Annotated in this window: 24 protein-coding genes and 1 pseudogene; 4 read left to right on the plus strand and 21 right to left on the minus strand. The window is 48.0% G+C overall.

What is annotated here, in order from left to right:
• Window positions 1-177 precede the first annotated feature (177 nt).
• A pseudogene (locus BLA28_RS34250) lies at window positions 178-342 on the plus strand (helix-turn-helix domain-containing protein); the annotation flags it as partial.
• Here the strand turns inward: BLA28_RS34250 and BLA28_RS16175 are convergent.
• On the minus strand, window positions 325-795 hold the full coding sequence (locus BLA28_RS16175) for a hypothetical protein (RefSeq protein WP_242880622.1): 471 nt from the start codon (window positions 793-795) through the stop codon (window positions 325-327). The pseudogene BLA28_RS34250 and the gene BLA28_RS16175 sit on opposite strands and share 18 nt — an antisense overlap.
• Before the next feature lie 433 nt (window positions 796-1,228).
• Between BLA28_RS16175 and BLA28_RS16180 the strand changes: the two genes are divergently transcribed.
• Together BLA28_RS16180 and BLA28_RS16185 are read left to right on the plus strand one after the other, a co-directional pair.
• Window positions 1,229-2,917: a DUF4091 domain-containing protein gene (locus BLA28_RS16180; protein WP_069158179.1), complete on the plus strand. Its 1,689-nt coding sequence runs from the start codon at window positions 1,229-1,231 to the stop codon at window positions 2,915-2,917.
• 67 nt (window positions 2,918-2,984) lie between these two features.
• Entirely contained in the window at window positions 2,985-3,230 is a 246-nt protein-coding gene (locus BLA28_RS16185) for a GlsB/YeaQ/YmgE family stress response membrane protein (protein ID WP_009252415.1), read from the plus strand.
• Between the two features lie 86 nt (window positions 3,231-3,316).
• Here the strand turns inward: BLA28_RS16185 and BLA28_RS16190 are convergent, their stop codons facing one another.
• From BLA28_RS16190 to BLA28_RS16265, 16 genes are all read right to left on the minus strand, one after another.
• Entirely contained in the window at window positions 3,317-4,426 is a 1,110-nt protein-coding gene (locus BLA28_RS16190; protein ID WP_009252414.1) for an SH3 domain-containing protein, read from the minus strand.
• A 181-nt stretch (window positions 4,427-4,607) separates the two neighbouring features.
• Window positions 4,608-5,507: a myo-inosose-2 dehydratase gene (iolE, locus tag BLA28_RS16195; protein ID WP_044963935.1), complete on the minus strand. Its 900-nt coding sequence runs from the start codon at window positions 5,505-5,507 to the stop codon at window positions 4,608-4,610.
• Between the two features lie 33 nt (window positions 5,508-5,540).
• On the minus strand, window positions 5,541-6,551 hold the full coding sequence (gene iolG, locus BLA28_RS16200) for an inositol 2-dehydrogenase (RefSeq protein WP_009252412.1): 1,011 nt from the start codon (window positions 6,549-6,551) through the stop codon (window positions 5,541-5,543).
• A gap of 4 nt (window positions 6,552-6,555) precedes the next feature.
• Window positions 6,556-7,716, minus strand: coding sequence for an iron-containing alcohol dehydrogenase (locus BLA28_RS16205; protein ID WP_069158636.1), 1,161 nt, complete (start codon window positions 7,714-7,716; stop codon window positions 6,556-6,558).
• Window positions 7,717-7,754: 38 nt separating this feature from the next.
• Window positions 7,755-8,534, minus strand: a complete 780-nt coding sequence (locus BLA28_RS16210) for a 5-deoxy-glucuronate isomerase (RefSeq protein ID WP_069158180.1) — start codon at window positions 8,532-8,534, stop codon at window positions 7,755-7,757.
• 17 nt (window positions 8,535-8,551) lie between these two features.
• Window positions 8,552-10,483, minus strand: coding sequence for a 3D-(3,5/4)-trihydroxycyclohexane-1,2-dione acylhydrolase (decyclizing) (gene iolD, locus BLA28_RS16215; RefSeq protein WP_069158181.1), 1,932 nt, complete (start codon window positions 10,481-10,483; stop codon window positions 8,552-8,554).
• A gap of 31 nt (window positions 10,484-10,514) precedes the next feature.
• Complete coding sequence (gene iolC / locus BLA28_RS16220; protein ID WP_044972578.1) at window positions 10,515-11,549, minus strand: 5-dehydro-2-deoxygluconokinase; 1,035 nt, start codon at window positions 11,547-11,549, stop codon at window positions 10,515-10,517.
• 360 nt (window positions 11,550-11,909) lie between these two features.
• Complete coding sequence (locus BLA28_RS16225) at window positions 11,910-12,953, minus strand: LacI family DNA-binding transcriptional regulator (protein ID WP_069158182.1); 1,044 nt, start codon at window positions 12,951-12,953, stop codon at window positions 11,910-11,912.
• A gap of 198 nt (window positions 12,954-13,151) precedes the next feature.
• Window positions 13,152-15,356, minus strand: coding sequence for a beta-glucosidase family protein (locus BLA28_RS16230; RefSeq protein ID WP_069158183.1), 2,205 nt, complete (start codon window positions 15,354-15,356; stop codon window positions 13,152-13,154).
• Window positions 15,357-16,007: 651 nt separating this feature from the next.
• Window positions 16,008-16,478 (minus strand): pyridoxamine 5'-phosphate oxidase family protein, encoded by a 471-nt coding sequence (locus tag BLA28_RS16235; RefSeq protein WP_069152652.1) that lies wholly within the window; start codon window positions 16,476-16,478, stop codon window positions 16,008-16,010.
• Between the two features lie 131 nt (window positions 16,479-16,609).
• Entirely contained in the window at window positions 16,610-17,680 is a 1,071-nt protein-coding gene (locus BLA28_RS16240) for a linear amide C-N hydrolase (protein WP_069158184.1), read from the minus strand.
• A gap of 167 nt (window positions 17,681-17,847) precedes the next feature.
• On the minus strand, window positions 17,848-18,279 hold the full coding sequence (locus BLA28_RS16245) for a DUF3021 family protein (RefSeq protein ID WP_044972582.1): 432 nt from the start codon (window positions 18,277-18,279) through the stop codon (window positions 17,848-17,850).
• Window positions 18,280-18,291: 12 nt separating this feature from the next.
• Entirely contained in the window at window positions 18,292-18,726 is a 435-nt protein-coding gene (locus BLA28_RS16250; protein WP_044972583.1) for a LytTR family DNA-binding domain-containing protein, read from the minus strand.
• Between the two features lie 17 nt (window positions 18,727-18,743).
• Window positions 18,744-19,772, minus strand: a complete 1,029-nt coding sequence (locus BLA28_RS16255; protein ID WP_069158185.1) for a dipeptidase — start codon at window positions 19,770-19,772, stop codon at window positions 18,744-18,746.
• Between the two features lie 57 nt (window positions 19,773-19,829).
• Window positions 19,830-20,798: a prolipoprotein diacylglyceryl transferase gene (locus BLA28_RS16260; protein WP_069158186.1), complete on the minus strand. Its 969-nt coding sequence runs from the start codon at window positions 20,796-20,798 to the stop codon at window positions 19,830-19,832.
• Window positions 20,799-20,972: 174 nt separating this feature from the next.
• On the minus strand, window positions 20,973-21,935 hold the full coding sequence (locus tag BLA28_RS16265) for an MraY family glycosyltransferase (protein ID WP_044972376.1): 963 nt from the start codon (window positions 21,933-21,935) through the stop codon (window positions 20,973-20,975).
• Window positions 21,936-22,105: 170 nt separating this feature from the next.
• Between BLA28_RS16265 and BLA28_RS16275 the strand changes: the two genes are divergently transcribed.
• On the plus strand, window positions 22,106-22,900 hold the full coding sequence (locus tag BLA28_RS16275) for a PHP-associated domain-containing protein (RefSeq protein WP_044972380.1): 795 nt from the start codon (window positions 22,106-22,108) through the stop codon (window positions 22,898-22,900).
• An 89-nt stretch (window positions 22,901-22,989) separates the two neighbouring features.
• Here BLA28_RS16275 and BLA28_RS16280 read toward each other — a convergent pair whose 3' ends face one another.
• Genes BLA28_RS16280 through BLA28_RS16295 form a run of 4 tightly spaced genes read right to left on the minus strand, consistent with a single transcriptional unit; the run spans window position 22,990 to window position 25,278 of the window.
• Entirely contained in the window at window positions 22,990-23,457 is a 468-nt protein-coding gene (locus tag BLA28_RS16280) for a threonine/serine exporter family protein (protein ID WP_025484239.1), read from the minus strand.
• Window positions 23,457-24,281, minus strand: coding sequence for a threonine/serine exporter family protein (locus BLA28_RS16285; RefSeq protein ID WP_069158187.1), 825 nt, complete (start codon window positions 24,279-24,281; stop codon window positions 23,457-23,459). The genes BLA28_RS16280 and BLA28_RS16285 overlap by 1 nt, the downstream gene beginning before the upstream one ends.
• A 16-nt stretch (window positions 24,282-24,297) precedes the next feature.
• Window positions 24,298-24,477 carry a DUF6472 family protein gene (locus BLA28_RS16290; protein ID WP_009252389.1) on the minus strand — a complete coding sequence of 60 codons (180 nt, stop codon included), beginning with the start codon at window positions 24,475-24,477 and terminating at the stop codon, window positions 24,298-24,300.
• Between the two features lie 24 nt (window positions 24,478-24,501).
• Window positions 24,502-25,278, minus strand: coding sequence for a nitroreductase family protein (locus BLA28_RS16295; protein ID WP_069158188.1), 777 nt, complete (start codon window positions 25,276-25,278; stop codon window positions 24,502-24,504).
• Window positions 25,279-25,560 lie beyond the last annotated feature (282 nt).

Consider the following 25,560-nt stretch of genomic DNA (forward strand, 5'->3'; position numbering starts at 1 on the left):
ACCGGGAGAACAGGAACGCCGCTATTTTTGCCCTCATGTTACGCAGTAGGGACAGACAGAGCCTTGATTTGAGCGGCTTTGCGGGCGCGTTTTTAAGCAGGCAAGGGAAATATACCTTTTCCCTCAAAATCGCGCTTCTATCGTGTAACAAACCCACAGCAAAGGAGTGATGAAGCTATGGCAGTTTTCCACGTGGAGCACAACAAGGGCTATACCGTAATGAGCAACCACCACCTACACAGCAAGGAACTGACGCTAAAGGCGAAAGGGCTATTGTCGCAAATGCGGTCCTTGCCGGAAGATTGGGACTACACCCTTGCAGGACTATCCCTTAACCGGGAGTAAATCGACGCTAGTGGTTAATTCCGGGAAGATGGTAAACGCCTGTCTGCTTTGCCCTTCCCCTGTGTAGGCAACGAGTGCCAGCATTTCGGAAAAACGATTCTCATAAAGATTATATTGGGCAAATTTTCCCTCAAAGCCATCCGGTACAATCCAATAGCTGTCGTTTAGGGACAAGCCTTTGCACACATCTATAATCCCTTTCGTATCGTTATGGCTAAGTCCCGATGTTTTCAAAATTTTGTCTGCATGTGTTCTATTTTTAGGAATCACCCTGCGTTCCAGCCAGCGGAGAATTCCTTCCTTGTCAATCTTCATGTCCAGAGGCATCAAATGTCCATATTCATCCTTTATATCCAGGATTTCTGTAACGAGGCCTTCCAAGCCTCTCTTTTCCATCACGAACCGCATTAACTCCGTATCATAAATACGAAGGCTGTATACATTGTCCATTGAATCCTCCCTGATTACCTTTTCAGAATACGTTATCATGGATACAGGCATGTTTCAATGAGTTTTCTTTTTGGATACTCAATTTAATCTTTCAAGATACCCGTCTCTTCCAGCTCAATATGGTGATTACATCCATTATCATCCTGTGTGTCATTGCCATGGCGCTGTACCAGATCATCCAGTGGCTGGAGCATTGGTGCAAAAAGAGAATTTGAATACGGAAAAGGAAACGGTTCCCCATACATATACCAGGGAGCCGTTTCGTAAGTATTCTTTATCCGTGTTCACAGAAGTGCCTGCCGCACCCTCTCCTCCGATATCCATATCGGCACTTTTCTTTGCACTTTTTACTTCATTTTCTGCGGCAATATAGCGTTTTCCCCGATTCTTTGATATCCTTATTTTTATAATGAATCACACAGGGGGATTGCATATGGACAGTAAAAAATTAACCTTACTCACCGTCAGTTCTCTGGAGAAAATTTTTCCGGATGAACCTTTTCAACCGCAGGCTGAATATACCGGCGCCGACATGCTTCTTAATGAGCGTTTTTCCTTTCAGGCCGCCTATTGCTGGGAAGGCCCGCTCACCTTTAAAGCCGGGATCCAGTTGTCGGGAGCTTTGGCCGATGATGTTATTATAAGACAGGTAGGCCTGGCTCCCAGCGAACTTCCCATTTTTCCGGACGGGGATGATTTTGTGCTGCGGACCACACCCGGCCTGTATCCGGATCCCCTTTATTCCGGCATATCGGATATCACTCTGCTGCCGGGGCAATGGAGGAGCCTCTGGGTCACCGTTCCTGCGGAATGTTCCCTGCCTTCCGGTTCCTACGATCTTACAATCGCCATTACCGAAGAAAACGGCACAGTCCTCAACAGCTGTACTTTTGTTCTGGAACGCCTGAATGCCCGCCTTCCGGAGCAGACTCTCATCCATACGGAATGGTTTCATACGGATTGTATTGCAGACTGGTATAAGGTTCCTGTTTTCAGTGAAAAATACTGGGAGCTTACCTCCGGATATATGGAGGCCGCCGCACGCTATGGAGTCAATATGATTCTGACGCCTCTTTTCACACCGCCTCTGGATACCGCTCCGGGAGGAGAACGCACTACGGTGCAGCTTATCGATGTATATCAGGAAGAGAACGGTTATACCTTTTCCTTTGAAAAATTGGAACGCTGGCTGGAGCTTTGTGAACGCTGCCACATCCGCTATCTGGAATTCTCTCATTTATTTACCCAGTGGGGAGCCGGACATGCCCCTAAGATCATGGCCTGGGAAGGCTCTCCGGCAAATGGGAAAAAAGAGGGCTGCAGGCAGATATTCGGCTGGGATACCGATGCGGCGAGTGACGAATACCGGGAATTTCTGGAAGCTTTCCTGCCGCGCCTCATGGACTTCATCCGCACCCATAAGCTGCAGGATCGCTGCTATTTCCATGTTTCTGACGAACCGAGCAAGGAGCATATTCCCGCATACCTGTATGCCAAGAAGCTTCTGGAATCACAGATCGACGGCCTTCCTATCATGGATGCCCTGTCTGATTATGAATTCTATGAACAGGGCCTGGTAGGGGTGCCTGTTTGCAGCAATGACCATATCCGGCCTTTTCTTGAAAACCATGTGCCGGGCCTGTGGACCTATTACTGCTGCGGCCAGTTTCGTGAGGTGTCAAACCGTTTCTTCTGTATGCCCTCCCAGAGGAACCGTATTCTGGGCGTGCAGCTTTATAAATATCAGATCCACGGATTTCTGCAATGGGGATTTAACTTCTGGAATTCCATGCTTTCCCGGTATCCCATCAATCCCTATTGCGTGACCGATGCCGCCTGCGCATTCCCTTCGGGAGATGCATTCCTTGTATATCCGGGAGAAAACGGGCCGATCGCATCCATACGTGCGGAGGTCCTGATGGAAGGCCTGCAGGATATGAGGGCCCTGCAGCTGCTGGAACAGCTGACAGACAGGGAAACCGTTCTCGCTCTTTTGGAGGAGGGCCTGGAGGCTCCCATTACCTTCAACAGCTATCCTCATGAGGCCGCCTGGCTGCTCTCTCTGCGCGAAAAATGCAATAGAAAAATTGCCTGCCTGGTTTCAGAAAGACAGTTTCATTAATCCTTGTTGCTTTTTCTCAAAAAAATGTTTATTATAGTAACAGACAAACGATAAAGGAGGCCTGAAAATGTTATCTTTCATATTATCTATTGTATATGGTGCGATTGCCGGCTGGATAGCCAGTAAGATCATGAATACGCAGGGCGGAACCCTGCGCAATATCATTACGGGAATTGTAGGAGGAATGATCGGAAGTTTTCTGTTCCGCCTGGTCGGCTTTTATGCCAGCGGCTTCTTCGCCAACCTGATTGTTTCCGTAATCGGTGCATGTATTTTCATTTTTGTCGGCAAGAAATTATTCGGCCGGAGTTAAGCTTACAGCTCCTGACGTATCCGGACTGCCGCACATACAGGCAGGCCGCTGTCCCGGAAAAGGACAGCGGCCTGTCTGTATTTTTATTATTTTAAAACATCTGATTTCACATATCCGGTCTGTCCGTTGAACTTAACCCTTGTCCAGCCGTCTGCCTGTTTCATGAGTATTTCCAGCTTTTCGCCGGAATAGCATACTCCTATTCTTTCGGCATTTTCATTTGCGCTCTTTCTGACATTCACTGTTTCCGACACCGTAAATTCCCCGCTGTTGGGAACATTAACAGATGTGGATGCCGGCTGGGAAGGCGTCTGGGCCGGCTGGGAAGCTTCCGGCTCCGATTTGCTTTCACTTTCCTGTGCCGCCGCGCTTTCCGTTGGAGCCTCCGTACTTTCCGGACTATTCTCCTTTTCATTCAGCGCTTCACCGACCGCTACCATCATATCATTCAGATAGTTTGACAGATATTGAGAAAGCTCCTCATCCCCTGCCAGAATCTCTGCGGATTCGTTCCTGATGCGATCATACAGAGCCGCCACATCCTCCTGCGCCGTTACCTCATTGGCATAGGCCGCTTCATCCGGATTGTGCTCCCAGTCCCGGATATAATACCTGCCTTCCTCATTACGGCTTACATAGAATGGAGTCAGGCCCGGTACCAGAGTATCGAAACCAACGAATTTAACGTCATAGCAGGCATATACCACATAACTGTCCGCATCCAGGCCCGGCTTTGTATAGCATACAATATTATTATATGACTCAATATGAGAGCCGTTTTCCTGCATACGGAGCAGTTCCTTGTCCTCCGCATAATCCAGCAGCGTTTTTAACGTATCCATATCATCCGACTGCAGCGCCTGATGATACTTTAAAATCAGATCATTGACCTCCGGATATTCATTTTCCAGCAAAGGAGACACCGTGCTCTCCTGCTCTTCTCCGGTCTGCTCCGGAATGGTTTCCGCCGAAGCCTGCGTTTCGCCCGCATCCTTCTGCGCTTTTCCTCTTCCCATTCCCCAGCCCACCAGAACACCGGTTCCTGCAACTACTATCAGCAGCACCGCGAGAGCTGCCGACATCGCCTTATTCTTCTTTATCCATCTCACCGCAAGAGTCGGATACATGGCAATTCCATGATTGCGGCTTCCTTTTTTCCTTCTATGATTCCCTGACGTTTTTCTATTATTTTCCATATCTGTTAATCCTTCGTATGTTCCGGGCTGTCCCCGGGCAGCAGCAAATTTATCACGTACAGTTAATCATAGCATATGCCGTATTCATTGTCCATACAAGGAAAGCTTAAGATATTATGAAGGTTTCTTAATGGTTAAAGTCCGTTTTTTTCTCCTTTTCCATCCGGTATGCCGTCAAAAATTACAGTCCCGTCTTTTCCGCAATAAATCTGCGCGCCCTGATGGCATATTCCAGCGGATTGGCCTTCGCAGGATCCTGCTCCGCCTCCACCAGCATATAGCCCTCGTAGCCCGTATCCTCCAGGACTTTGAAAATCGGGTCAAAATCAATACAGCCGTCGCCGGGTATCGTGAAGGCGCCGAGGCGGACGCCGTCCAGAAAGCTTAACTTCTCCCGTTTTACCTTCTCCACGATTTCAGGACGGATATCCTTTAAGTGTACATGCCGGATTCTGCCCGCATATTTTCGTACCATCTCCAGAGGATCGGCTCCGCAGTAGGTAAAATGTCCCGTATCATATAAAAGGCTGACATACGCCGGATCTGTATTTTCCATCATACGTTCCACTTCATCCGGATTCTGCACCACCGTTCCCATATGGTGATGGAAGGTGAGGGAAATTCCGTACTCCTCCTTCGCTATTTTCCCGAGTCTGTTCATGCCGCTGCAGAAGATGTCCCATTCTTCATCATTCATCACATATTTATGTCCGAATACAGGTACATCCTGCTGCCCCTGCACGCTGTGGCTCTGTTCGGATGCACCGATGATTTTGGCGCCCATTTCCTTTAAAAAAGTGAGCTGCGCACGAAATTCCTTTTCCACCTCTTCAAAGGGTTTGGTAATCAGATAGCAGGAAAACCACTGGTTGCATATTTCCATTCCCCGCAGCTGCAGCGCCTTTTTCAGCATCTCGGGATCCCGTGGATATTTGTTTCCCACCTCCGAACCGGTATAGCCTGCCAGTGCCATTTCACTCACGCACTGTTCAAAGGTATTTTCTTTTCCCAGATCCGGCAGATCATCATTTGTCCACGCGATCGGGGCAATCCCCAGCTTTACTTTATTTTTATCAAACATCTCTTTTCCTCCGGTTGAAAATCATATGCATCATCACATGATTTCTGAGATTTTAACAGGTCTGTGTTCTTCCCATGATTTTTTTGCCGCCAGTCCCATGAGTACGGGCTTGAGGCCGTCCATAACGCCTAAAGGGGTTTCCGTATCATTGACAATCGCATCAATAAAAGCCGCGATTTCCTTGCCATAGGCATCCATGTATCTTTCCAGGAAGAAAAACAGGGGCTTTTCTCCCGTCACGCCGTCCGAATTGCTGATCTGTACGCTGGACTGGCTGTCGTTGCCGATGGCCGCCATCCCTTCGGAACCAAACACCTCAGCCCGCTGATCGTATCCGTATACCGCTTTTCTGCAGTTGTCAATCACCGCAATAGCGCCATTTTCCATCTGAAGTGTGATAACCGCAGTATCCACATCGCCGGCTTCCCCGATTTTGGGATCCACCAGATTGGCGGCCTGCACATAAACCTCCTCAGCGTCACATCCCGCCAGGAAACGCGCCATATCAAAATCATGGATCGTCATATCCAGGAACATGCCGCCGGAAACCTTCACATAATCAATTCCGGGCGGTTCCGGATCACGGGATGTGATTTTGATGATCTCGGGCCTGCCGATCCTGCCTTCTGCTACTGCACGCTGTACCGCTTCGAAATTATGATCAAACCTCCGGTTAAAACCAACCTGGTATTTCACTTTCGTTCCTTCCAGCGCGGCTGCCACCTCTTTGATTTTTTCCACATCATGATCGATGGGTTTTTCACAGAATACATGCTTGCCTGCCCGGATTGCCTCCAGGGAAATGGGGGAGTGTGTATCCGTTGAAGAGCAGATCAGTACCGCATCGATTTCGGGATCGCGGATGATCTCCTCATAATCTTTCGTTGTATGCTGCACGCCCATTCCTTTGGCCCAGGCCGCAGTCTCTTCATTCATGAACGGATCCGCCACTGTCTTGATGACGGCATCCCTGACTCTCGTACTGATACTTGTGATATGTACCTTTCCGATTCTTCCCGCTCCGATAATCCCTACCTTTACCATATTCTTATTCTCCTTCATAGATTTTTTTATAAATATCCATCACGGCCTGGCGATCCGGCTGCCGCATCGTATTCTGGGGACTGCCGCTGTCCATGGCATCCTGTGCCATTTTTTCTATCTGTGAATAAAAAGCTTCTCTGTCGATTCCGTATTCCTGCAGAGTCGGTATCTCCAGCCCGGTTATCATTTCCTGTACTGCAGCAAGAAACCTGCTGCCCGCCTCTGCGTCCGGGTCACTCTCCTTTGCCGCGCCAACCGCTCTGCCAAGCTCCGCGAACCTGCTTACCGCGCCTTCCAGCGCAAAGGACAGACACTCTTTCATGAGCATGGCATTGGACAGCCCGTGAGCCACATGGAAAAGAGCGCCTATCGGGCGGCTCATGCCATGAATGATAGTCACGGACGAATTATTAAATGCAATTCCCGCTTCCAGGGCCGCCACGGACATCTGGATCCGGGCCTCCTCATTTTTCCCGTCATGATAAACGGCAGGAAGAAATTTAAAAATACGTTTTACCGCGGAGAGTGCAAAGGTATCCGACAGCGTCTGGGCCTTCCTGGAGGTATATGCTTCTATTGCGTGGCACAGGGCATCCAGACCGGTTGCCGCGGTGATTTTGGGAGGCGCGGTCATGGTGAACTGAGGATCGATGACCGCAAGCTTCGGCATCAGAACGGCCCCCTTCAAAAGCATTTTGATATCCTTTTTGGTGTCTGTTATAATCGTGAACTGGGTCGCTTCGGAGCCCGTACCTGCCGTAGTCGGGATGGCTGCCATGGGCGGCACCGGCACATCAATTATCTTACCCATATAATCAGAAATGCTTCCGCCATTTTTTACAAGGGACGCAATTGCCTTCATCGAATCAATCGGGCTTCCTCCTCCGAGGGCGACAAGGAAATCACAGCCGTTCTCCTGATATATCTTAAGTCCATTTTCAATCATGGTGTCTGTCGGCTCTCCCGTGATTTCATCATAAACCACACAGCCAATCCCCTGTCCGGCCAACGCCGCTTCAAGTCTGGCACAGTTTCCCAGCTGCACCATCACCTTGTCCGTTACCACCAGAGCCTTTTTTCCCATCTCCTTCAAAGCCGCGCCGGCGGCATCCAACGCTCCTGCACCGGAAATAATGCGGCCCGGCACGATAAATTCTCTCGCCATTTTCTTCTCCTTTTTTTTCCATGCGGCATATGTCAAATTTAAGCATCATGCAGCCAGGTATATTTTTCATCCTCACAGCGATCCGTCTGAAGCCATGGATTTCCCTCCAGATGACGGATCATCCAGCAGGTATACATCTGAAAGCCCGGCGCCACGGCCTGGGGATGCAGTTCTCCTCCCGGTATGGCGGAAAAACTCCCATCTGTGCTCTTAAACACCTGATCACCCACAAAGCTTGCACCGAACCCTTCCGGCCGGTCAAACAGAAAATAGTAGGTTTCCGGCTGCGGATGCCTGTGCGGCAGATAACCGGACCAGTTGCCCCTGTCATTGAGCACCTCTCCCAGCACCATATTGGACCAGGGTGCGATGTCATGGTCGAAGATCGTATTGACACGCCTTTTAGCCACATCCCCGAATTTACCCACGCAGGAATATTTCCAGGGCGCATCCTCCGGGCGGTAAAGCACGGCTGCGAATTCTGTTTCGTTTTTAGTACACTGTACGAGGATTTCACTGTCCTCCTCCGCTTTCACGGCGGCTTCGGCTTCCGTACAGATATGCAGGCACCATGGCCCCTGTGTGAATACATCCTTTCTGGATACCGATGCTTCTTTTCCGTCCCAGCAAAACCGGATTTTTCCCGAAAGAAGAAGGATTGCCGTTTCCTCTCCTTTTCTCAGGAAGCTTCTCTCTTCCCCCTTTTTCATCCGGTAAACGCGGATATCCATCCTCATTTCGCTGTATTCATTATCATAAGTCGTCAGAATCTTTTCCCCGTTCTCATCGAACACAGGATATCCGAATACTTTTCCCATCCTTCTTCCTCCCGTTTTTAATAGGCACGCGCTTCCCTGCGTCCCTGCATGACATCTTCACAGGCCTTCCTGACACTGTCCTTTTCGGAAACCTGCGCTATTCCTACGTTCCACCAGGATTCATAGCCATCCGTCATAGTCTTGGGAAGCACTTTCAAATCAAACAGACACGCAATGCTCTCCTTTTTAGCGTCAAGGAGGGCTGCCTCCAGTTCTTCCGCCGTTGTGCAGGTATAGGTTTTAAGGCCGTACCCCTCTCCGATCTTCGCATAATCCACATAGATTAAATCACCCGTCGGTTTTCTGCCGTCCGTATAGCGGAATTCCGTCGCCAGGCTTCCGATTCCGTTGTTCATCTCCAGATTGTTGATGCAGCCGAAGCCGCAGTTGTCAAATATCAGGATGTTTACCTTTTTGCGTTCCTGCATGATCGTCATAATTTCCGAATGCATCATCTGAAAGCTGGAATCCCCTACCACACAATACACCTCGCAATCCGGTTCCGCAAACTTGACGCCAAGGGTTGCCGCCACCTCATAGCCCATGCAGGAATAACCATATTCCGCATGATAGCCGCCCCTTTTATCCGTCCTCCACATGCGTTGCATGCAGCTGGGAAGGGAACCGCCCGCCGTAATGACCGTCGCATCCGGCTCCACAAGGCGGTTCAGCACAGCCAGAGCGGCAGTCTGTGTGATGCGCCCTTTTGTCAGTTCCACAAATTCCGGTATCGTACGAGGATCCCTTGCGTGAATCAGCGGTTCAAAGGATTCACCGGTATATGTAATCTCTCCCAGACGCTTAAGCTCCGCATCCCAGGCTTCCTTCGCCGCTTCTATTTCCCCTCTGTAGGCGGATACATACCCGCGTCCGCGCAGCTTTTCCGCCAGAGCCTCCAGTGTCGCTTTCGCATCCCCCACCGCCTTTACGGCATCCATCTTATAAGCGTGGAACCGGCAGTTATTAATCGTCAGGAACCGGACATCCTCCCTGCCGAACAGACGCTTGGAGCCGGTCGTGAAATCCGACAGCCTGGAACCGATCGCCAGAACCACATCGGCATCCTTTGCAATCACATTGGAAGCGAGAGTCCCCGTCACGCCAATTCCTCCCAGACAGTACGGATGGCTGGATCGGCAGGCGCTCTTCCCCGCCTGTGTCTCTCCGAAGGGGATTTTAAACTCTTCGCAGAAGCTCTCCACCGCTTCTCCTGCCTGGGAATATTTTACTCCGCCTCCCACAATAATAAGAGGTTTCTCTGCCCGGGATAAGATCTCCGCCAAATCTTCCAGTTCTTCTTCCACCGCAGCAGGACGGGTAATCCGATGCACACGCTTCCGGAAAAAGTAGGCCGGATAATCATAGGCCTCCCCTTCCACATCCTGCGGCAGCGCAATACAGCAGGCTCCTGTCTCCGCCGGATCCGTAAGCACCCTCATTGCGCTGATCAGTGCCGTCATAACCTGCTCCGGCCTTGTGATCCTGTCCCAATATTTACATACCGGTTTAAAAGCATCGTTTGTCGACACCGCAAGGCTGCCGCTTACCTCCAACTGCTGCAGGACCGGATCCGGCTGTCTGGAAGCGAAGGTATCCGCAGGGAATACAAGCAGCGGGATATTATTGACCGTAGCCGTGGCACAGGCCGTCACCATATTCGCAGCCCCCGGCCCCACGGAGGACGCACACGCGATGATCCGCTTTCTGTTGCTCTGTTTGGCGAATGCGATTGCCGCATGGCACATGCCCTGCTCATTTCTTCCCTGCATCACGCGCAGGGAACCGGGATTGGTATCCAGCGCTTCCCCCAGTCCCACCGCAATTCCATGTCCGAAAATAGTAAAAAAGCCTTCCACAAATTTTGTTTCTTCCTGATCCATCAGCACATACTGCTGATCCAGAAACCTCACGATTGCCTGGGCAACCGTCAATCTTATTGTTTTTTCCATAGTCTGCTGTCTCCTTTTTGAGGCGTAATTATTACACTCTGGCAATCATTTCTCCGTACAGTTCCTTTTCTTCCCGGATAAATGCACGGACCTCCTCCGGTCCCGGCAGAGCGTCGGAACAGTTGTTGCTTCTCACCATCATGGATGCTTCTGCAGAACCAAATTCAAGACAATCGATAAGCTCCCAGCCCTGATACAGTCCATATAAAAATCCGGAACCATATCCGTCACCGCCGCCAAAGCCTTTCCTGGCTGTTACCGGGAAGGGTTTGACGGAGTATTTCTCCCCGTCTGCCGTATATGCGGTGGAGCCCTTCATGCCATGCTTGATAACCACAATTTTCGCCCTGCAGCCCTGCCAGTACCTGGCGGACTCTTCGTCTGTCATGCCGGGACATATCAGCTTTTCCGTCAGGTCAAATTCTTCCCTGGAACCCATAATAATGTCTGCTTCCCTGGCCGCCATAGAATAATAGATGGAGATTTCGTCGCTGTTTTTCCAGTTATATGCCCGGTAATCAATATCGAAAATGATTCGGGTATTGTTCTTTTTCGCCAGCATCAGCGCCTTGAGCGCAGCCTCACGGGACGGGCTTTCGGAAAGGGAGGTGCCCGAAATAAGAATCGCCTTTGCCTGCCGGATATACTCTTCATCAATATCCTCCACAGATAGCTGAAGATCTGCAATTTTGTTGCGGTACATAAGAATACTGCTCTCCTTCGGCGATAGCATTTCCGTAAAGGTGAGGCCGAGGTTCTCTCCGTTTCTGCAGCGGGTGATGCGGGATGTATCGATTCCCTGTTCTTCAAAATAATCCACCACAAAATCTCCGAACTGGTCATCGGAAACCCTGGCAAAAAAACCGGCCTTCAGTCCATGTCTTGTCACACCGACCGCAATATTGGCCGGCGACCCTCCGACAAACATTTCAAACATATGTACCTTCTTCAAAGGCTTGAACTCTTCCTTCACCTGTTCATTGTAGGCCGGATTAAAATCAATGGCTATCCTGCCCAGAAGAATGATATCAAGCGGTCTTTTCTGATCGAAATCCACATACTTCATTCTATGCTCTCCTCTCACGGTTTGCGTGCTTTCATGTGTCTGTGTGTGCTTTTTTCTTTCCCGATTATATTCTTATAGTATCACACGCATTATGTGTCTGCAATATTGTTTGTATTCTTTCCTGATTTTCCATGTTTCTCACAAATATTCGGGATTTATTTTGTCAATATTTACATATTAGCTTTGCGTGCCTTTACGTAAAATAGCACGCAAAATAAAAAACTGCTTCACTCATATTACCCCAATTTATACCTCGGTCTGTTTTTTAATAATTTAAAAAAGCTCTGAGTAATTATCAATCATGGCAATCCATGATTCATAGCTGCTCAGAGCATCGGCTCCCTTCGAGGGTCATATCAATTAAAGATTATATTTTGTTTTGATCCTTATTTCCGTATACATGTACTCTTCCGCCGGTTCCTTATCCCAGCGCAGCTTGTCCGCCAGAAGGGAAACCGCCCTGTAGCCCTGCAGGTAGCCTTCCTGGTCGAGAAGGAAATCCACAACACCTTCCTGCAGATATCGTTCATTCTTCGGCGTAAGGTCATAGATAATCACATAGGGGCGGGTTTCCGGCCCTAACCGCTCAAATGCACGCTTTACTCCCTCCTGCCCGCCGGAAGCCACAAAAATTCCGCCCAGATCCGGGTATGCATTCATAGCGTCGACTATGATTTTTTCAACCTCCTGTGTATGGTCAAAGCTGCTCTGCACGCCTATCAGCCCGATATCCGGGAAGCTGTTTTTCAGTTCCTCCACGAATCCGTCCATCCTGCGGCTGCCGGCTCCGTTGGAAAAATATCCGGTAATCCCCAGCACCCTTCCTTTTCCATGCATCATAAGCCCCATAAGCCCCGCGGCTGTCCTGCCGCTTTTCCAATTATCTATCCCGACAAAGCACATGCGTTCTGTTCCTACAATATCGGAATTAAAGGTAACAAGGGGAATCTTCCTTTCACTGACAAGACGGTTCAGACGGAGCCGTATGCCGTCGCTGTCCACCGGCATCAGCGCCAGGGCGTCAATCCCTTCCCGTTCCAGTTCATCAATCGCCGCAAGCTGCTCTGCCTCATCAACGGTAGCACTCTCCTTCACGCACACCCTGATTCCCTGTTTTTCAAGCTTTGCACTGATTTCCGAAATTCCCCGGTTCACTTCTATCATAAAGGAGGAATGACATAGCTGCGTAATCACACCAATTGTTTTGGCCTGTCCGGGAATACCGGTCTGTTCCCCCGCTGCTCTTTTCTTTCTGTGCTTCGGAACATATCCCAGTTCATCCGCAATCTGACTGATCCTGGCCGCAGTTTCTTCGCGGACCCTGCCGCGTCCGTTTATCGCCCTGTCCACAGTTCCTCTGGACACCCCTGCCAGTTCTGCAATCCGCTGTATTGTTCCTGCCATACCCGCCTCCAAATTTATGCATCCCGATCCGGCAACGCTCTTATTTATAACTGATTATATCCTGTTTTCCGGCTCTCTGCAATTCCTACCTTTATGGATAAACCGATTATGCATCTTTTAAGCTGCTGTTCGTTCCCCGCCTTTTGACACCGGAGCACTTATCTGCGGCATATATTTTTATAATTGATTACTTCTCTTCTATTCCGAATCCTTCAAAAATATCCTTCCTTCCCTTATCTTAACAGAAAATTCATTGAACATATTTTCAGAAGAATTTCCCGTCATGACAGTAAAATCACCGTTATGCAGGCTATATTTCATCCCCTGGTTATAATACTGAAAGGAAGCAGCCGGAAGCGTTATACAGACATTATCTTTTTCACCTGCTTTCAAAGTAACTCTGCGATATGCTTTCAGTTCTTTTACAGGCATAACCACATCGCAGTTTCTGCCGGACACGTAAACCTGTACCACCTCCGTGCCGTCATAATGTCCCGTATTTTCCAGCACAAAGGAAATAAGTATCTCATCCTCCTTTATGTACTGTGAAAAGCTGCCGAAACCAAATGTGGTATAGCTTAATCCATAACCAAAAGGATAGAGAGGATTCCCGTCATTCTCATTATAGTGGTACCCCCGTCCGGACGGCTTATGTGCATAAAACAGAGGAAGCTGTCCAACATTCTTGGGAACCGAAACAGGAAGCTTTCCCGAAGGGGAATAATCTCCAAACAAAATTTCGCAGATCGCCTGTGCCCCTTGTTCTCCCGGATACCATGCCTCCAGGACAGCCGATGCCGAATCGATCCAGCCTGTCATATCCACAGGAGAACCATTCAGCAGAATAACCGCTGAATTTCTATTGGTATGGAACATCTTACGGATATCCTCTTCCTGATTTCCGAAAACAGATGCTTCTGCTTTATCTACGATCAGTCCGCCGCCGTCCACCTGGTGTACCATGGCGTCCGAAGGAAGACAAATATTACACCGATCCAGTCCTTCCCCTTCGATAATGGTTGTAAAATAGAGCATCGCCGAACAGCCCTTTGCCAGTTCTTCATCGAAATCCGGTGAATATACAACCTCTGTATCTTCTCCCAGATATTCTTTGAGAAACTGAAGGGGTGTTTTCGCATCCTGCGCCTCCCATCTGCGTTTATATGGCCCGGAATAGTTTCTGCCCAAAGGCACCTCAGCCGCACTCGCCCCAAAAACACCGACCCTGCAGGTTCTGTTTCTGTCAAAGGGGAGGACGTTTTCATTTTTGAAAAGGATAATGGATTCTCTCGCTGCTTCCAGTGCTGTCTTCTCATGGGCTTCACAGCGGACTATTTTCTCCGCTTCCTTTTCGTCTCCAAAAGGCTGTTCAAACAGACCGATCTCAAATTTCACCGCCAGGACATGATAAACAGCCTTATCGACATCCTCCTGACTCAGTATCTTTTCTTCGACCGCCTTTTTCAGAAGAGAAAAACCTGATGCAGCCGGTAAATTCACATCCAGCCCTGCCTTAACACATAGCGCTGCCGCCTGATATTCTTCCCCTGTCATATGATGAGAGCTGCATACACCTTCCACGCCTTTATAATCCGAAACCACAAACCCGGGGAACTTCCATTCCTCTCTCAGAATATCCGTAAGCAGCTCCCGGCTGCAGGAACAGGGGACCCCATTCCAGCTGTTATATGCGGCCATAACAGAAAGAGCATCCCCTTCTTTGATACACTTTTCGAACGGAGGAAGATAAACCTCACGCATAACCCGTTCCGAAGAATCGGAGGAATTGGAATCCCTGCCTCCGTAGGAATAATTATCCGCATAGTGTTTTAATGTCGCAATCACACCATTCTTCCGGATTCCCTTACACATGGCGGCTCCCATATTAGAAGAAAGGAGAACATCCTCTCCAAAGGTTTCCATCAGCCTTCCCCACCGGCAGTCCCTCGCAATATTTACCACAGGAGAAAGCACCTGCCTCACACCTACCGCCGCACATTCCTTTCCGATGATCTCCCCTATTTCCTGCACCAGCTCATCATCAAAGCTGGACGCCATGCCAATCGGCTGCGGAAACATTGTCGCCATTCCCCACTGTGCTCCATGCAGAGCCTCCTCATGAATAAGCGGGGGAATCCCATGAGGCTGAGCCTCGATACTGGCACGTATATCCTGATTGATCCGCGCGGCAACCTCCGACGGCGCAGCAGGTTCCTTTCTTTTCCAATGCATGAAATGACCTGCACTTCTGTAATTTCCGTACAATGGATTCCTGCATTGATCATAAGTTTCACCGATATCAAATATCATGCAGCCTGACAATTGATATAACTTTTCCTCCATGGACATTTGTTTCAGAAGCTCTTTTGCTCTTTTAGCCGACGATGCACTGATCTCTTTCATATTTCCCCTCCTGTAAAATATACCAAACCATAATGAGTCCGGTAATTTCACTTCCTCTGATTTTCCTGTTTTCCATCCGCCCGCAAGTACATGGGACGCTTTTCCTATTCTTACTTCATTATAATAATATGTTTAAATAAATTATAATGCCTGCTTATGATACATTCTGAAACTCCGCATCTGCACATGCTTTCCGCCGTCAGTCTCTTTACTGCCGCGCTCTTTCCTGTTGCGCCGAAAGTAATGACTGAGACAGTATTACCTGCTCCTTTCCCGTTATTTACACGTGTAAATTATGTGTGTAAAAAAAAGAAACTATATTAAGTTTTTAGTTTTATTATATGCTTGGATTATAAAATACACGTGTTAAAAAGTCAATATACTATCTATTAACTTATCTAATAACTTCTATAAAAATTTCCTGAAGGATACTCCCCCATCTCTCCGTAAACGTTGTTCCACACTTCCTGGCCCTGATGTCCGGCTGCTGTTCCCTGCACGTGCCTTTAAATGCGGTACTTAATTTTGCAGCCTTTGCCAACTTTAGTACCGCTTCATTTTAGCAGAGCAAAAACGAGCCCGCGCAGGAAATCGGGGAACCAGGACGCATAGTACAAACCCTGCGGATGGAGGGGAAAGAGGTTCCTATCTTTACAGATGCTCTTTGCAGGATATTTGGGTTACTTCCATCTTAAAAATAAGAACGGCATCGAGCATATCTTCTGAAAATTCCCAGTTGCTTTTTCCGGTGTTGTGCAGCATGATTGTCTGCAGAGCTGATTTCTTAGATTCCCGATCTTCCACAAAATCAATGTTTCCGGTTCCTATTACGCTGAGAAAACCGGCAGAATATTGGCAGGCTTTTTCCCCTTCATGCAGATGGTAATTGGTGTCCAGTTCAAAGCCGGCAGAATGGGTTCTGGATATCAGATCTACCTTTCTTCCTTCTTTGGCACTGTGAAAATAGAAGATCCTTTTTTCCTCTTCTTCTGTATAGCCGAAATTCATGGGAACGATATATACCTCTCCTTCATCATAAAAACCAAGACGGCAGCAATGACTGGCCTCAATCGCTTCCCTGATTTTTCCGGCATCGGTTACCTCTCTGTCTTTTCTTCTCATATCTTTTCTCCTCAATTCGTTTCCTTTTTTCCATATCCCATTTACTTATCCGAGGAACTGCAGAACAATATCTGCTTTCTATAATAAAGGGAATATTGAGGGGATGCAAGGGTATAGATAAAACGTAAGTGTCATTCTCCTATAAAATATTCCCATTCTCTGTCATAATCGCAATGAAACCAATAGCTCACCTTTCCGCTTTCTCCAGAATAAGCCATGGACCACTGTGTTGTCCACTCTCCTTCCGGCTGTGATACCTTGATAAGTTCCTCCTTAACCTGCTGCCAGGTCAATACCCCATTGTTCGCATCATAGGCGGAACAGAGGCTTTCATAACGTCTCTGTGAGCTTTCCCCTCCTGAGGAACTGTCTTTTCCCGCAAGATTAAAATTGGTGACGCAGGGAGATTCCACAGGCAGCATCCTGCCATTCACAAATTCCAGTACTACCGATTTCCCGGAAGCATCAGAAACAGCAAGATGATGGCTGATACCGCCGGATGCATAAATGTCGTATTGCTCAAGAATTTCAATTGCCTCCTCCACTGTGGCCGCCTTATTCAAAATCAGCCTTGTTGCATTCGTAATTGTCAAATCAGTTTTGTCGGTATCAATCGTTTCCATGCCGCCCTCATTAACTTCCAGATCTGCAACACACAGACCGGCTTCGTTAACACCGTCCATAGGAACATAGAGAGCTGCAATTGCCAGCATTTTATTGATAAAGTTATCCGGCCTTGTTTCCATGCTGCCCGTAATGTTCTTAAAATCACAAGTAGCAATTGATGCATAACCATCCTCCGGGATACATTTGACAATAATCGGCACTGAACCATTCCAGTCAAAGTTTCTTCCCCAGACATGACCTCCATTTTCATCTTCTGCTGATATCATACTGCAGGCCGGACCGACTTCTTCAATTTCTATCTGGTAAAATCCTTTCGAAATACACTTTGTCAGAAAAGCTTCTACCTCTTTATCCGAAGCCGCCCCTCCGCTCTCCAGAAACTCCTCAAAATGATAATCCCCTTTTACCTCCATATAATATAAGGGAAATTCATCAGATTCCTTACGGATAGTACCGATAATTCCCAATTCCTCCCGAAAGAGAACCCCTGCACCCACTGCTGTAAGGAGCAGTACTGCCAGGATTACGCAAAGTCCTGTACGTAAAATCTTTCTTCGTTTCTTTTCTTTCTGCATAATTCTTCTCTCCGCATTTCCCGGCCTTGGCCTGAATTTTAATCCTTTAGCTTACCCCGTAGTATATCTCAGCCGGCTTTCATTCTCAATATGTCGGCAGGCAGGATGCGGAAACAGGACGGTAACCTGCAAAAAAAGGACGGCAAGCTGCCGCCCTTACAAAACGATTACGAATGGTACTTCTTTCTCAAACTGTCATTTAACTTGTCTGCCGTTTTCTTATCCTGATAATAAGCTACAGCAAGTACTGCCGCATATACGCCTAAAATCAACAGTACAAAAACAGCAACCTCCAACGGCTTATCGATATTAACCCAGTCCCATTTAGAAGCAAAAAATAAAACAATCGCGACCTCCAAAGGGATATGGATACAGAAACGTACCGCCATCTGTTTTTTCCCAAGCTCTTTCCCTGACGCAAATATTAAAAAAGACAGATCACAAAACAGCGCCAGCAGCAAAATTCCCCCTATATCCCCGACAGAAAGGACAGTATCCGGATATAACAGCCGGCAGGATATATACATAGCCATAGTCACGCCTGTGGTAATTACAAAAAAAGAGTGAAACATTGTTTTCAGCAAATCTTTTATCGGCACTTTCGCTTCCTCCTAAATTCCCAGACGCTTTTTTAAGCTGCCTACATATTGTCTTGAGATGATAACACGTTCTCCATTATCAAGTACGGCTTCGAATCTACCATTTAAAGCAGGATTGAGTGATTTAATTTTGCTCAAATTCAGCATTACAGATTTGGATACTCTCAGCAAATCGCTGCCGGTTAAGCATTCTTCCAATTCATAAAGCTTTTGCTTTAATTCATATACCGCATCCCTGCAGTAAAGAAAGGTTTTATTTTCAACCACTTCTATATAGTAAGCATCATGAGTTCCGATACGGTGAATTTGATTTCCGCTGTATGCTACAAGACCATCCTGCGCTTTCAATAATGCAAGTGCACGGAGAAGCTCCGGTGTCATCTCACGGCATCTGAATATAACCTGATCCTCTTCCTGATCCCCAGGCTCCTCAATAACGATTTTCACTGCTTCTTCTCCTGTTTTTACACTAACACTTCCTTATAAACCCGCAGCACATTCCCCAGTAGGATTTTATCCACCTGAGATGAGGTAAAGCCCGCTTTTCCAAAAGCATCAATCAACAAAGGCATACAGGAGGCGTCCGGCAGCTCATCATGTGTTTTGATACCGTCAAAATCGGTTCCCAGTCCCAGGCAGTCTGTTCCGCCCACATTGACGATATGCTTTGCATGCTCCACAATAGCAGCAATCGAACCATAGGTGGCTTCTCCGTCCGGCACATCTGTCAGGAAAGCCGGACAGAAATTCAATCCGGTTACTCCTCCCCGCTCCGCCAGCAGCCGAATCATATCATCCGTCAGATTCCGTGCCCAGGAGCAGACAGCCCTGGCATTGGAATGGCTCGCCACAAAGGGCTTCTTTGTCACCCGCAGCACATCCATGAAGCCTGCATCTGATAAATGGGAAACATCCACAATCATTCCCAGGTGCTCCATCTCCTGTACAAAAGCGATACCTGTTTCCGTAAGGCCCTGATTTACATTGGCTTTCCGGAAATCCGGCCGGAAGGATTCGGGATCCACACCTTCTCCCGGCACTTCCAGATTGGGCCAGCCTAATTCATTGGGAAAATTCCAGGTGAGGGTGAGCATCCGCACTCCAAGCCTGTATAAGGTGCGCAGGAAGGCCGGATTTCCCTTACATACACCGCCCTCTTCCACCGTCAGCATGGCAGACATGAGGCCGGCCTTCCTGTTGCTCTCAATATCAGCATAGGAGTATACCGGGCGGATGAGATCTTTGTTTTTATCCAGTTCGTCATAGTACACATCGGCCAGCTCCAGAACCTCCTCCAGAGGATTTTCACAGCTGCTCAGGTGGACAAACAAAGCAAAATTCTGCAGCAGGTAATCTGCTTTTTTCATTTTTTCCAAATCAATATGTAACCCGTTGGAACGAAGCGTATTCTCTTTTATCCGGGCTGCATCGCCCTTTCTTCTAATATCCAGCAGCTCTGAAATCGTGTCACAATGCATATCTAAAATTTTCATTCTTTATTTCCTTCCCCATATTATTTTTTATTCATGAAAGGAAAAGGGCAGCAGCTATCAAGCTGTCCCGCCCTTTTCCTCATCATCCGCAGTCTTTTCCCCGCTGTCATCATCCTCCGGCCCTGCTGCTTCCGCCGTATCTTCCGTGTCCGCAGCTTCTGCTGCTTCTGTTTTTTCAGAAGCATTCTCTGTTCCGTTTTTCTCTTCACTGCCGGACGTTTCTTCCTGCCATGCGGTTCCATCCGGGCCTACCATAAATGTCTTTACTCCCTTATTCGCCATCATCTGAGTGACTGCCACCACAAGAATACCTGCTATTAAAGTAAAGATTGCTATAAACTGGGAGGTGGACAGGCTTCCTACACTTCCTCTTTCCAAATCCCCCCGGTAAAACTCCAGGATGAACCGGCCGATACTGTAGAAAATCAGATAAAAGCCGCCGACCTGGCCTTCCGCCTTTTTCTTCTTGGCAATATTTATCAGGACAAAAAAGTTCAGGAAGTTCAAAAGACTGGAAATTTCCTGGGTTGGAATCAGCGATACTCCATTGGGTGCAAAGTCTGAATGTGTAAAGGTTATTCCCAACGGCCCGTCAGTTGGCCTTCCATAACAGCAGCCGGCCAGGAAACAGCCTATGCGGCCAAAGCCCTGGGCAAGAGCCACAGAAGGCACCGCTAAATCAAAGTAGGACATAAAATTCACTTTTTTATGCCTGCAGTACAGACATCCGCCAATGATGCCGCCGATCAGTCCTCCGTATACCACCCATCCATTCTGAAGAGAATGAAGGATGTATGCCGGATCGGCAATGATTTTATCAATAACGGTAATACAGAACAGTATCTTGGAGCCCAGATATCCGAAAATCAGACACCAGATAACCAGCCCGAATATCTTATCCGGATCCAGCTTCAGCTTCTTTGCCCGGCTCTCCGCAGTCAGATATGCCGCAATAATGCCAATACCTATCATCAGTCCATAGCCGTAAATAGTAAACGGCCCAATGGAAAGTAATTCGTTCTTCATATGTTTATCCTTTCCCTGTGCAGATTATGCATTGTAACAGCCGCTTTTCCATCCGGACAGAAGCCATCCGGCCAGAAATGCTTATCTGCTATTCTATCATTCTTCCCCCGCCAGCGCAACCCCGGTTCGCAGTCCGCCTCCGGCAATAGCCTTTTCCTGTTCGGACAAAAGGAATCACATCGCAATAAAAATAACTGCGGCTCCCAGCATAATCTGTATGATGGCAAACCGGAATACTGTCTGGGTGTTGGACCACTCCCATACTTTTCTCGCCTGATCATGGAGAGGAGTCCTCACCTTGGTAAGAATTCTTATTTTCAGGAAACGGAGCAGGAAAATCTTAACCAGCCCAAGCCCTCCGTCCAGAATCAGCACCAGGGCCACAGGAATATACAGGAAGGGGCTCCCGGTCTTCAGTACGGCAATGCTGATAAACAGGCCCATAGCCCGGGAACCGGCATCGCCCATCATCAGTCTGCTGGGTGTGGCATTATACCACAGATATCCGAGTATACAGACACAGAACAGTAAAATCAGATAGGAAAAACTGTCCCCTCTGCTCTGCAGCAGATCGACCAGATAAATAATCATCAGGGTAATAATCGTCAGGGTTCCGGACAGCCCGTCCACACCATCGGAACAGTTGGTCACATTGATGGAAACCCATACAAGCACCACCACAAGAAGCCCGAACAAAATCGGAGGGATGGTAAAGGACGCTCCGGTAAGGAGTATTGTCACCTCATTGGAATTGAAATTCAGGAAAGTGACCGCCACCATAACTGCAATCAGCAAATCCAAAAAACCCTTTTTGTATTCCCCCCAGGGCGTTTTGGCACAATCATCCAAAAAACCGGTAATCATGGCTGCGCCTGTGAGAATCAGATATATAATCATTTCACGGCTGACCTGTCCGAAAAGCAGTGCCGCCGCAATAAATACCAGGACAAACAAAAATCCGGCTCCTCTCGGTTTACCGGCAGACTTTTTCCCGTCTACTGCAAATTCTCTTCCCTGATCTCTGGGCAGCATTCCCATTCCTTTCCACATCACAAGGCAGGTTGCCGCAAAGGCAAATAAAATTCCAATAAATGCTGAAGTCTTGATTCCGGCTTCACCGGCGATAAAATTTATCATCTGTTTTTTGTTACCTTTCTGTAAAGATTGAATGTTCCTGCTATTCTTACATATTCTATCATTAACATGTCCAAAATGGAATGATATATTTCAATAAAATCTTGTCTTTTGCCCTTTTCAAATCCGGGGAAAAAGGCTACAATAATAATGTTAAAGGAGGTATGCCTGTTATGAAAATCGACATGCATTGCCATGTAAAAGAAGGCTCTATCGACAGCAGAGTCTCCATGGAGGAATATATACAGCTGCTGCAGTCAAGAGGCTTCGGAGGGATGGTTATCACTGACCATGATACCTACAACGGCTACCGCTACTGGAAAAAAAACCTGAAGGATAAAAAATATACAGACTTCAAGGTTTTCAAGGGCATTGAGTACGATACCCTTGGCGCCGGTCACATTCTTGTGATCGTGCCTGAAACCATAAAGCTCCGTATTCTTGAGCTGCGCGGCCTGCCTCTTAATATCCTGATTTCCATTGTCCACTCCTATGGAGGAATCCTGGGCCCGGCACATCCCTGCGGGGAAAAATATTTAAGTTTCCGCAATACCAGAACTTACCGCCGGGATCCTAAAATCGTGGAACAATTTGATTTTGTAGAGGTTTTCAATGCCTGCGAGGATGAAGAATCCAATGCTACGGCCTGCCGTCTTGCCGAGAAGTACCATAAACCCGGCGTCGGCGGAAGTGATTCCCATAAAATGGACTGTGTGGGTTTAGCCTACACTGAGGTCCCCGATACGGTACAGACCGAAACGGACCTGATCAATTGTATCAAAGCACAGGAAGTAATCGGCTGCGGCGGCACCCTTTACCGCAGGACAACCAAGGAAAAAATCGGAAAGGTCAATACCGTGTTGGTATACTCTTTCTGGTTCTACAACAAATTTTTCACCCTGGTCAAAACGCATAAAAGAAACCGCAAGCTGAGGGCAGAATATTCGGATCGGGAAGCCCAGATCTGAATCTTTCCGGTCAGTCCGGATACAAACTGAATAGGAAAAAGAAATGCAGTTTTTTTACGCATCACTGCAGGAAGGGCAGAAGAAGGATATTATTCCTTTTTCCTGCTCTTTCTGCGTATCCGGGACGGCTGATCCTTTTTTACGAACCGAAAGACTCCCTGAGGGAGTTCAAACACACAGACGATTCCAAGTACAATGGCTATCGCAGCTTTCACAGCAGCGAAACCGGCCTCTCCGGCCTCCGCCAGCTGATCGGTAACCATATAAAAAGCCGACCAGTAGATTCCCGCTCCCGGAACAAGCGGGATAATTCCTGATATCAGAAATATCGTTACCGGACATTTTTCTCTCACTGCCCCCATCCGCGACAGGAATATCACCAGTACAGAAGCAAAAAAAGTGGCCTCCGTCGCATTCAGGACAGGTTCAAGAAGACAGTAAAGCAGCCAGCCTGCACCTCCGATAAATCCACAGTAAAGATAGTATTTGCGGGGCACGCCGAAAAGGAGGGCAAAAGCCACCGTTCCCAATGCGGCGGCAAGAACCTGTGTCACAATCATAGCAGCATTCCTCCCGTCAGACGATGGTAAACCGTGATTACCACACCTACCCCCACCGCAATACACATGAATACCAGAATGGCGTCCAGCATCCTGACAGCACCGGCAATATAATCTCCGTCGGCAATATCCCGGATTCCATTTGTGAATGCAATTCCGGGGACAAGAGGTATAATAGCGCCGATGATCATATGGTTCAGCGCATCCCCGATATGGATCCGGTACATGAAAATGCACAGCAGGGTAACCAGCGCCCCTCCTCCGATATTTCCGATGATCTTCGACATTCTGGGCTGGCTCAGCTCCAGCACGTAAATATACAGAAGAAAGCCTGCGATAAAGGCCCCCAGACAGTCCCTGAAGCTTCCTCCAAACATCACACAGAAACAGGCGCTTCCCACCGCCGATGCCAGCACCTGCATTCTTTTGGTTTTGCGGGGCATGGTTTCTATACGTTTTAATTGTTCCCTTACTTCTTCTATTGTATAACGGCCTTCCACAATTTCCCTGGAAAGCTGGTTCACTGCCGCTACCCTGTCCAACTGGGCTCCCCGTACAGGAATATGACGCACCTGCGCATATACAGATTCTTTTTCATTTCCGGCCGTGATAAAAATACCGTTGCTCAATATAAAGGCGCTTTCGGATTCCACCCCATAATGGCGGCACATCCGGGTTATCGTTTCCTCCACACGGAATATTTCCGCGCCATTCTGAAGAAGAATATTTCCCGCCTGCATAGCACACTCCAGAACCAGGCTGCGCTGCGCATCTTCCGCCGCGGCTTTATCCAACGAGGATTCCTTTCCTGTCTCTTCCATAACTCCTCCGCTTCCGCTACATTTGCTTTCGCACAATGCGGTATTCATCCTCCAATTGGAAATAAGGACAATTTTCAAAGGATGCACTTAAAAAACGCACCATCTCGTCCTCATCCAGATCCATATCGCATATGTAGCAGTCATAATCCTCTTCATATTTATAATTCACACAGTTCTCACAGTTTCCAGATGCCATTTTGTCCTTTCCTTCCCTGTCCGCTTATTCCCTGCCGCCGGTTTTTCCGCTCTCCGGCCCGGCCCATGCATCCAGCATGGCTTTTACCGAGCGGGACATTTCTTCGCTGAAGCTGCAGTTCCACTTTCTCTTACAGAAGGCCTTTAGCCGCAGAGTCAGGTCCTCCCCATGCCAGTCTTCTTTTTCTTCTATCATTTCCATCATACGTCCTGCTTTTTCCATATCATAACCGTTTTCGTGGACGATATCTTCCACCGCAAAACGAGGGGTCTGCCTGCGCTCCTCCTGCTGCCGTGAAGGATAACCTCCCACGATCATGGCAATCGGTGCCACATAGTCCGGCAGCCCCAGCAGCAGCCTGTGGGTTTCGTAATTTTCAAGTATATCACCTATATAGCAGGTGCCAAGTCCCATGGCATCCGCCGCCGTTACAGCCGTCTGCGCCGCGATAATGGCATCCTCCGCCGCCAGCATAAAATCACCATAAGAAGGCCTGCGCACTTCCGTCTCCACCCGGCAGAATGCCTCATACCATCTCCTGTAGTCTGCACAGTAAATCAGGACAAGGGGCGCCGCTGCAATAAAGGGCTGGTTATCACAGGTGACCGCCAGCTTATCCTTTAATGCCTGGTCTGTCACGTCGATTATCGTGTATAATGTCATATTTCCAGCCGTCGCGGCACGCAGGGACGCTTCCAAAAGCTGCCTTTTTACATCCTGCGGCACCGGCTTATCTTCAAATACCCGCATGGATTTGCGTTTCATAAGCAATTCTATCGTTTCATTTTTTCTTTTTTCCATTTTTATACCCCTTATCCGCTTCAGCGTACATTAATTCAATATTTGAAACGTACTTTGTTTCAAACTTTACTCCTGTTATCTTTCATGCATCGTCATTTTGCCCTGTATATCTTACCATACCTTCCTGTATAGTCCAAGTACCCGGCCGATATATATTTTTAACAGTGTAGGATTACAATACATGTGTTACACCAGTATAAATAAAAAATACGAGAACAGATTTTTGTGTTATATTTGAATCACCACAACACAAATAAATACAAAGGAGTCTGTTCTCGCATG

Origin of the sequence: Eisenbergiella tayi (genome assembly GCF_001881565.1) — a bacterium.
Taxonomy (GTDB): Bacteria; Bacillota; Clostridia; order Lachnospirales; family Lachnospiraceae; genus Eisenbergiella; species Eisenbergiella tayi.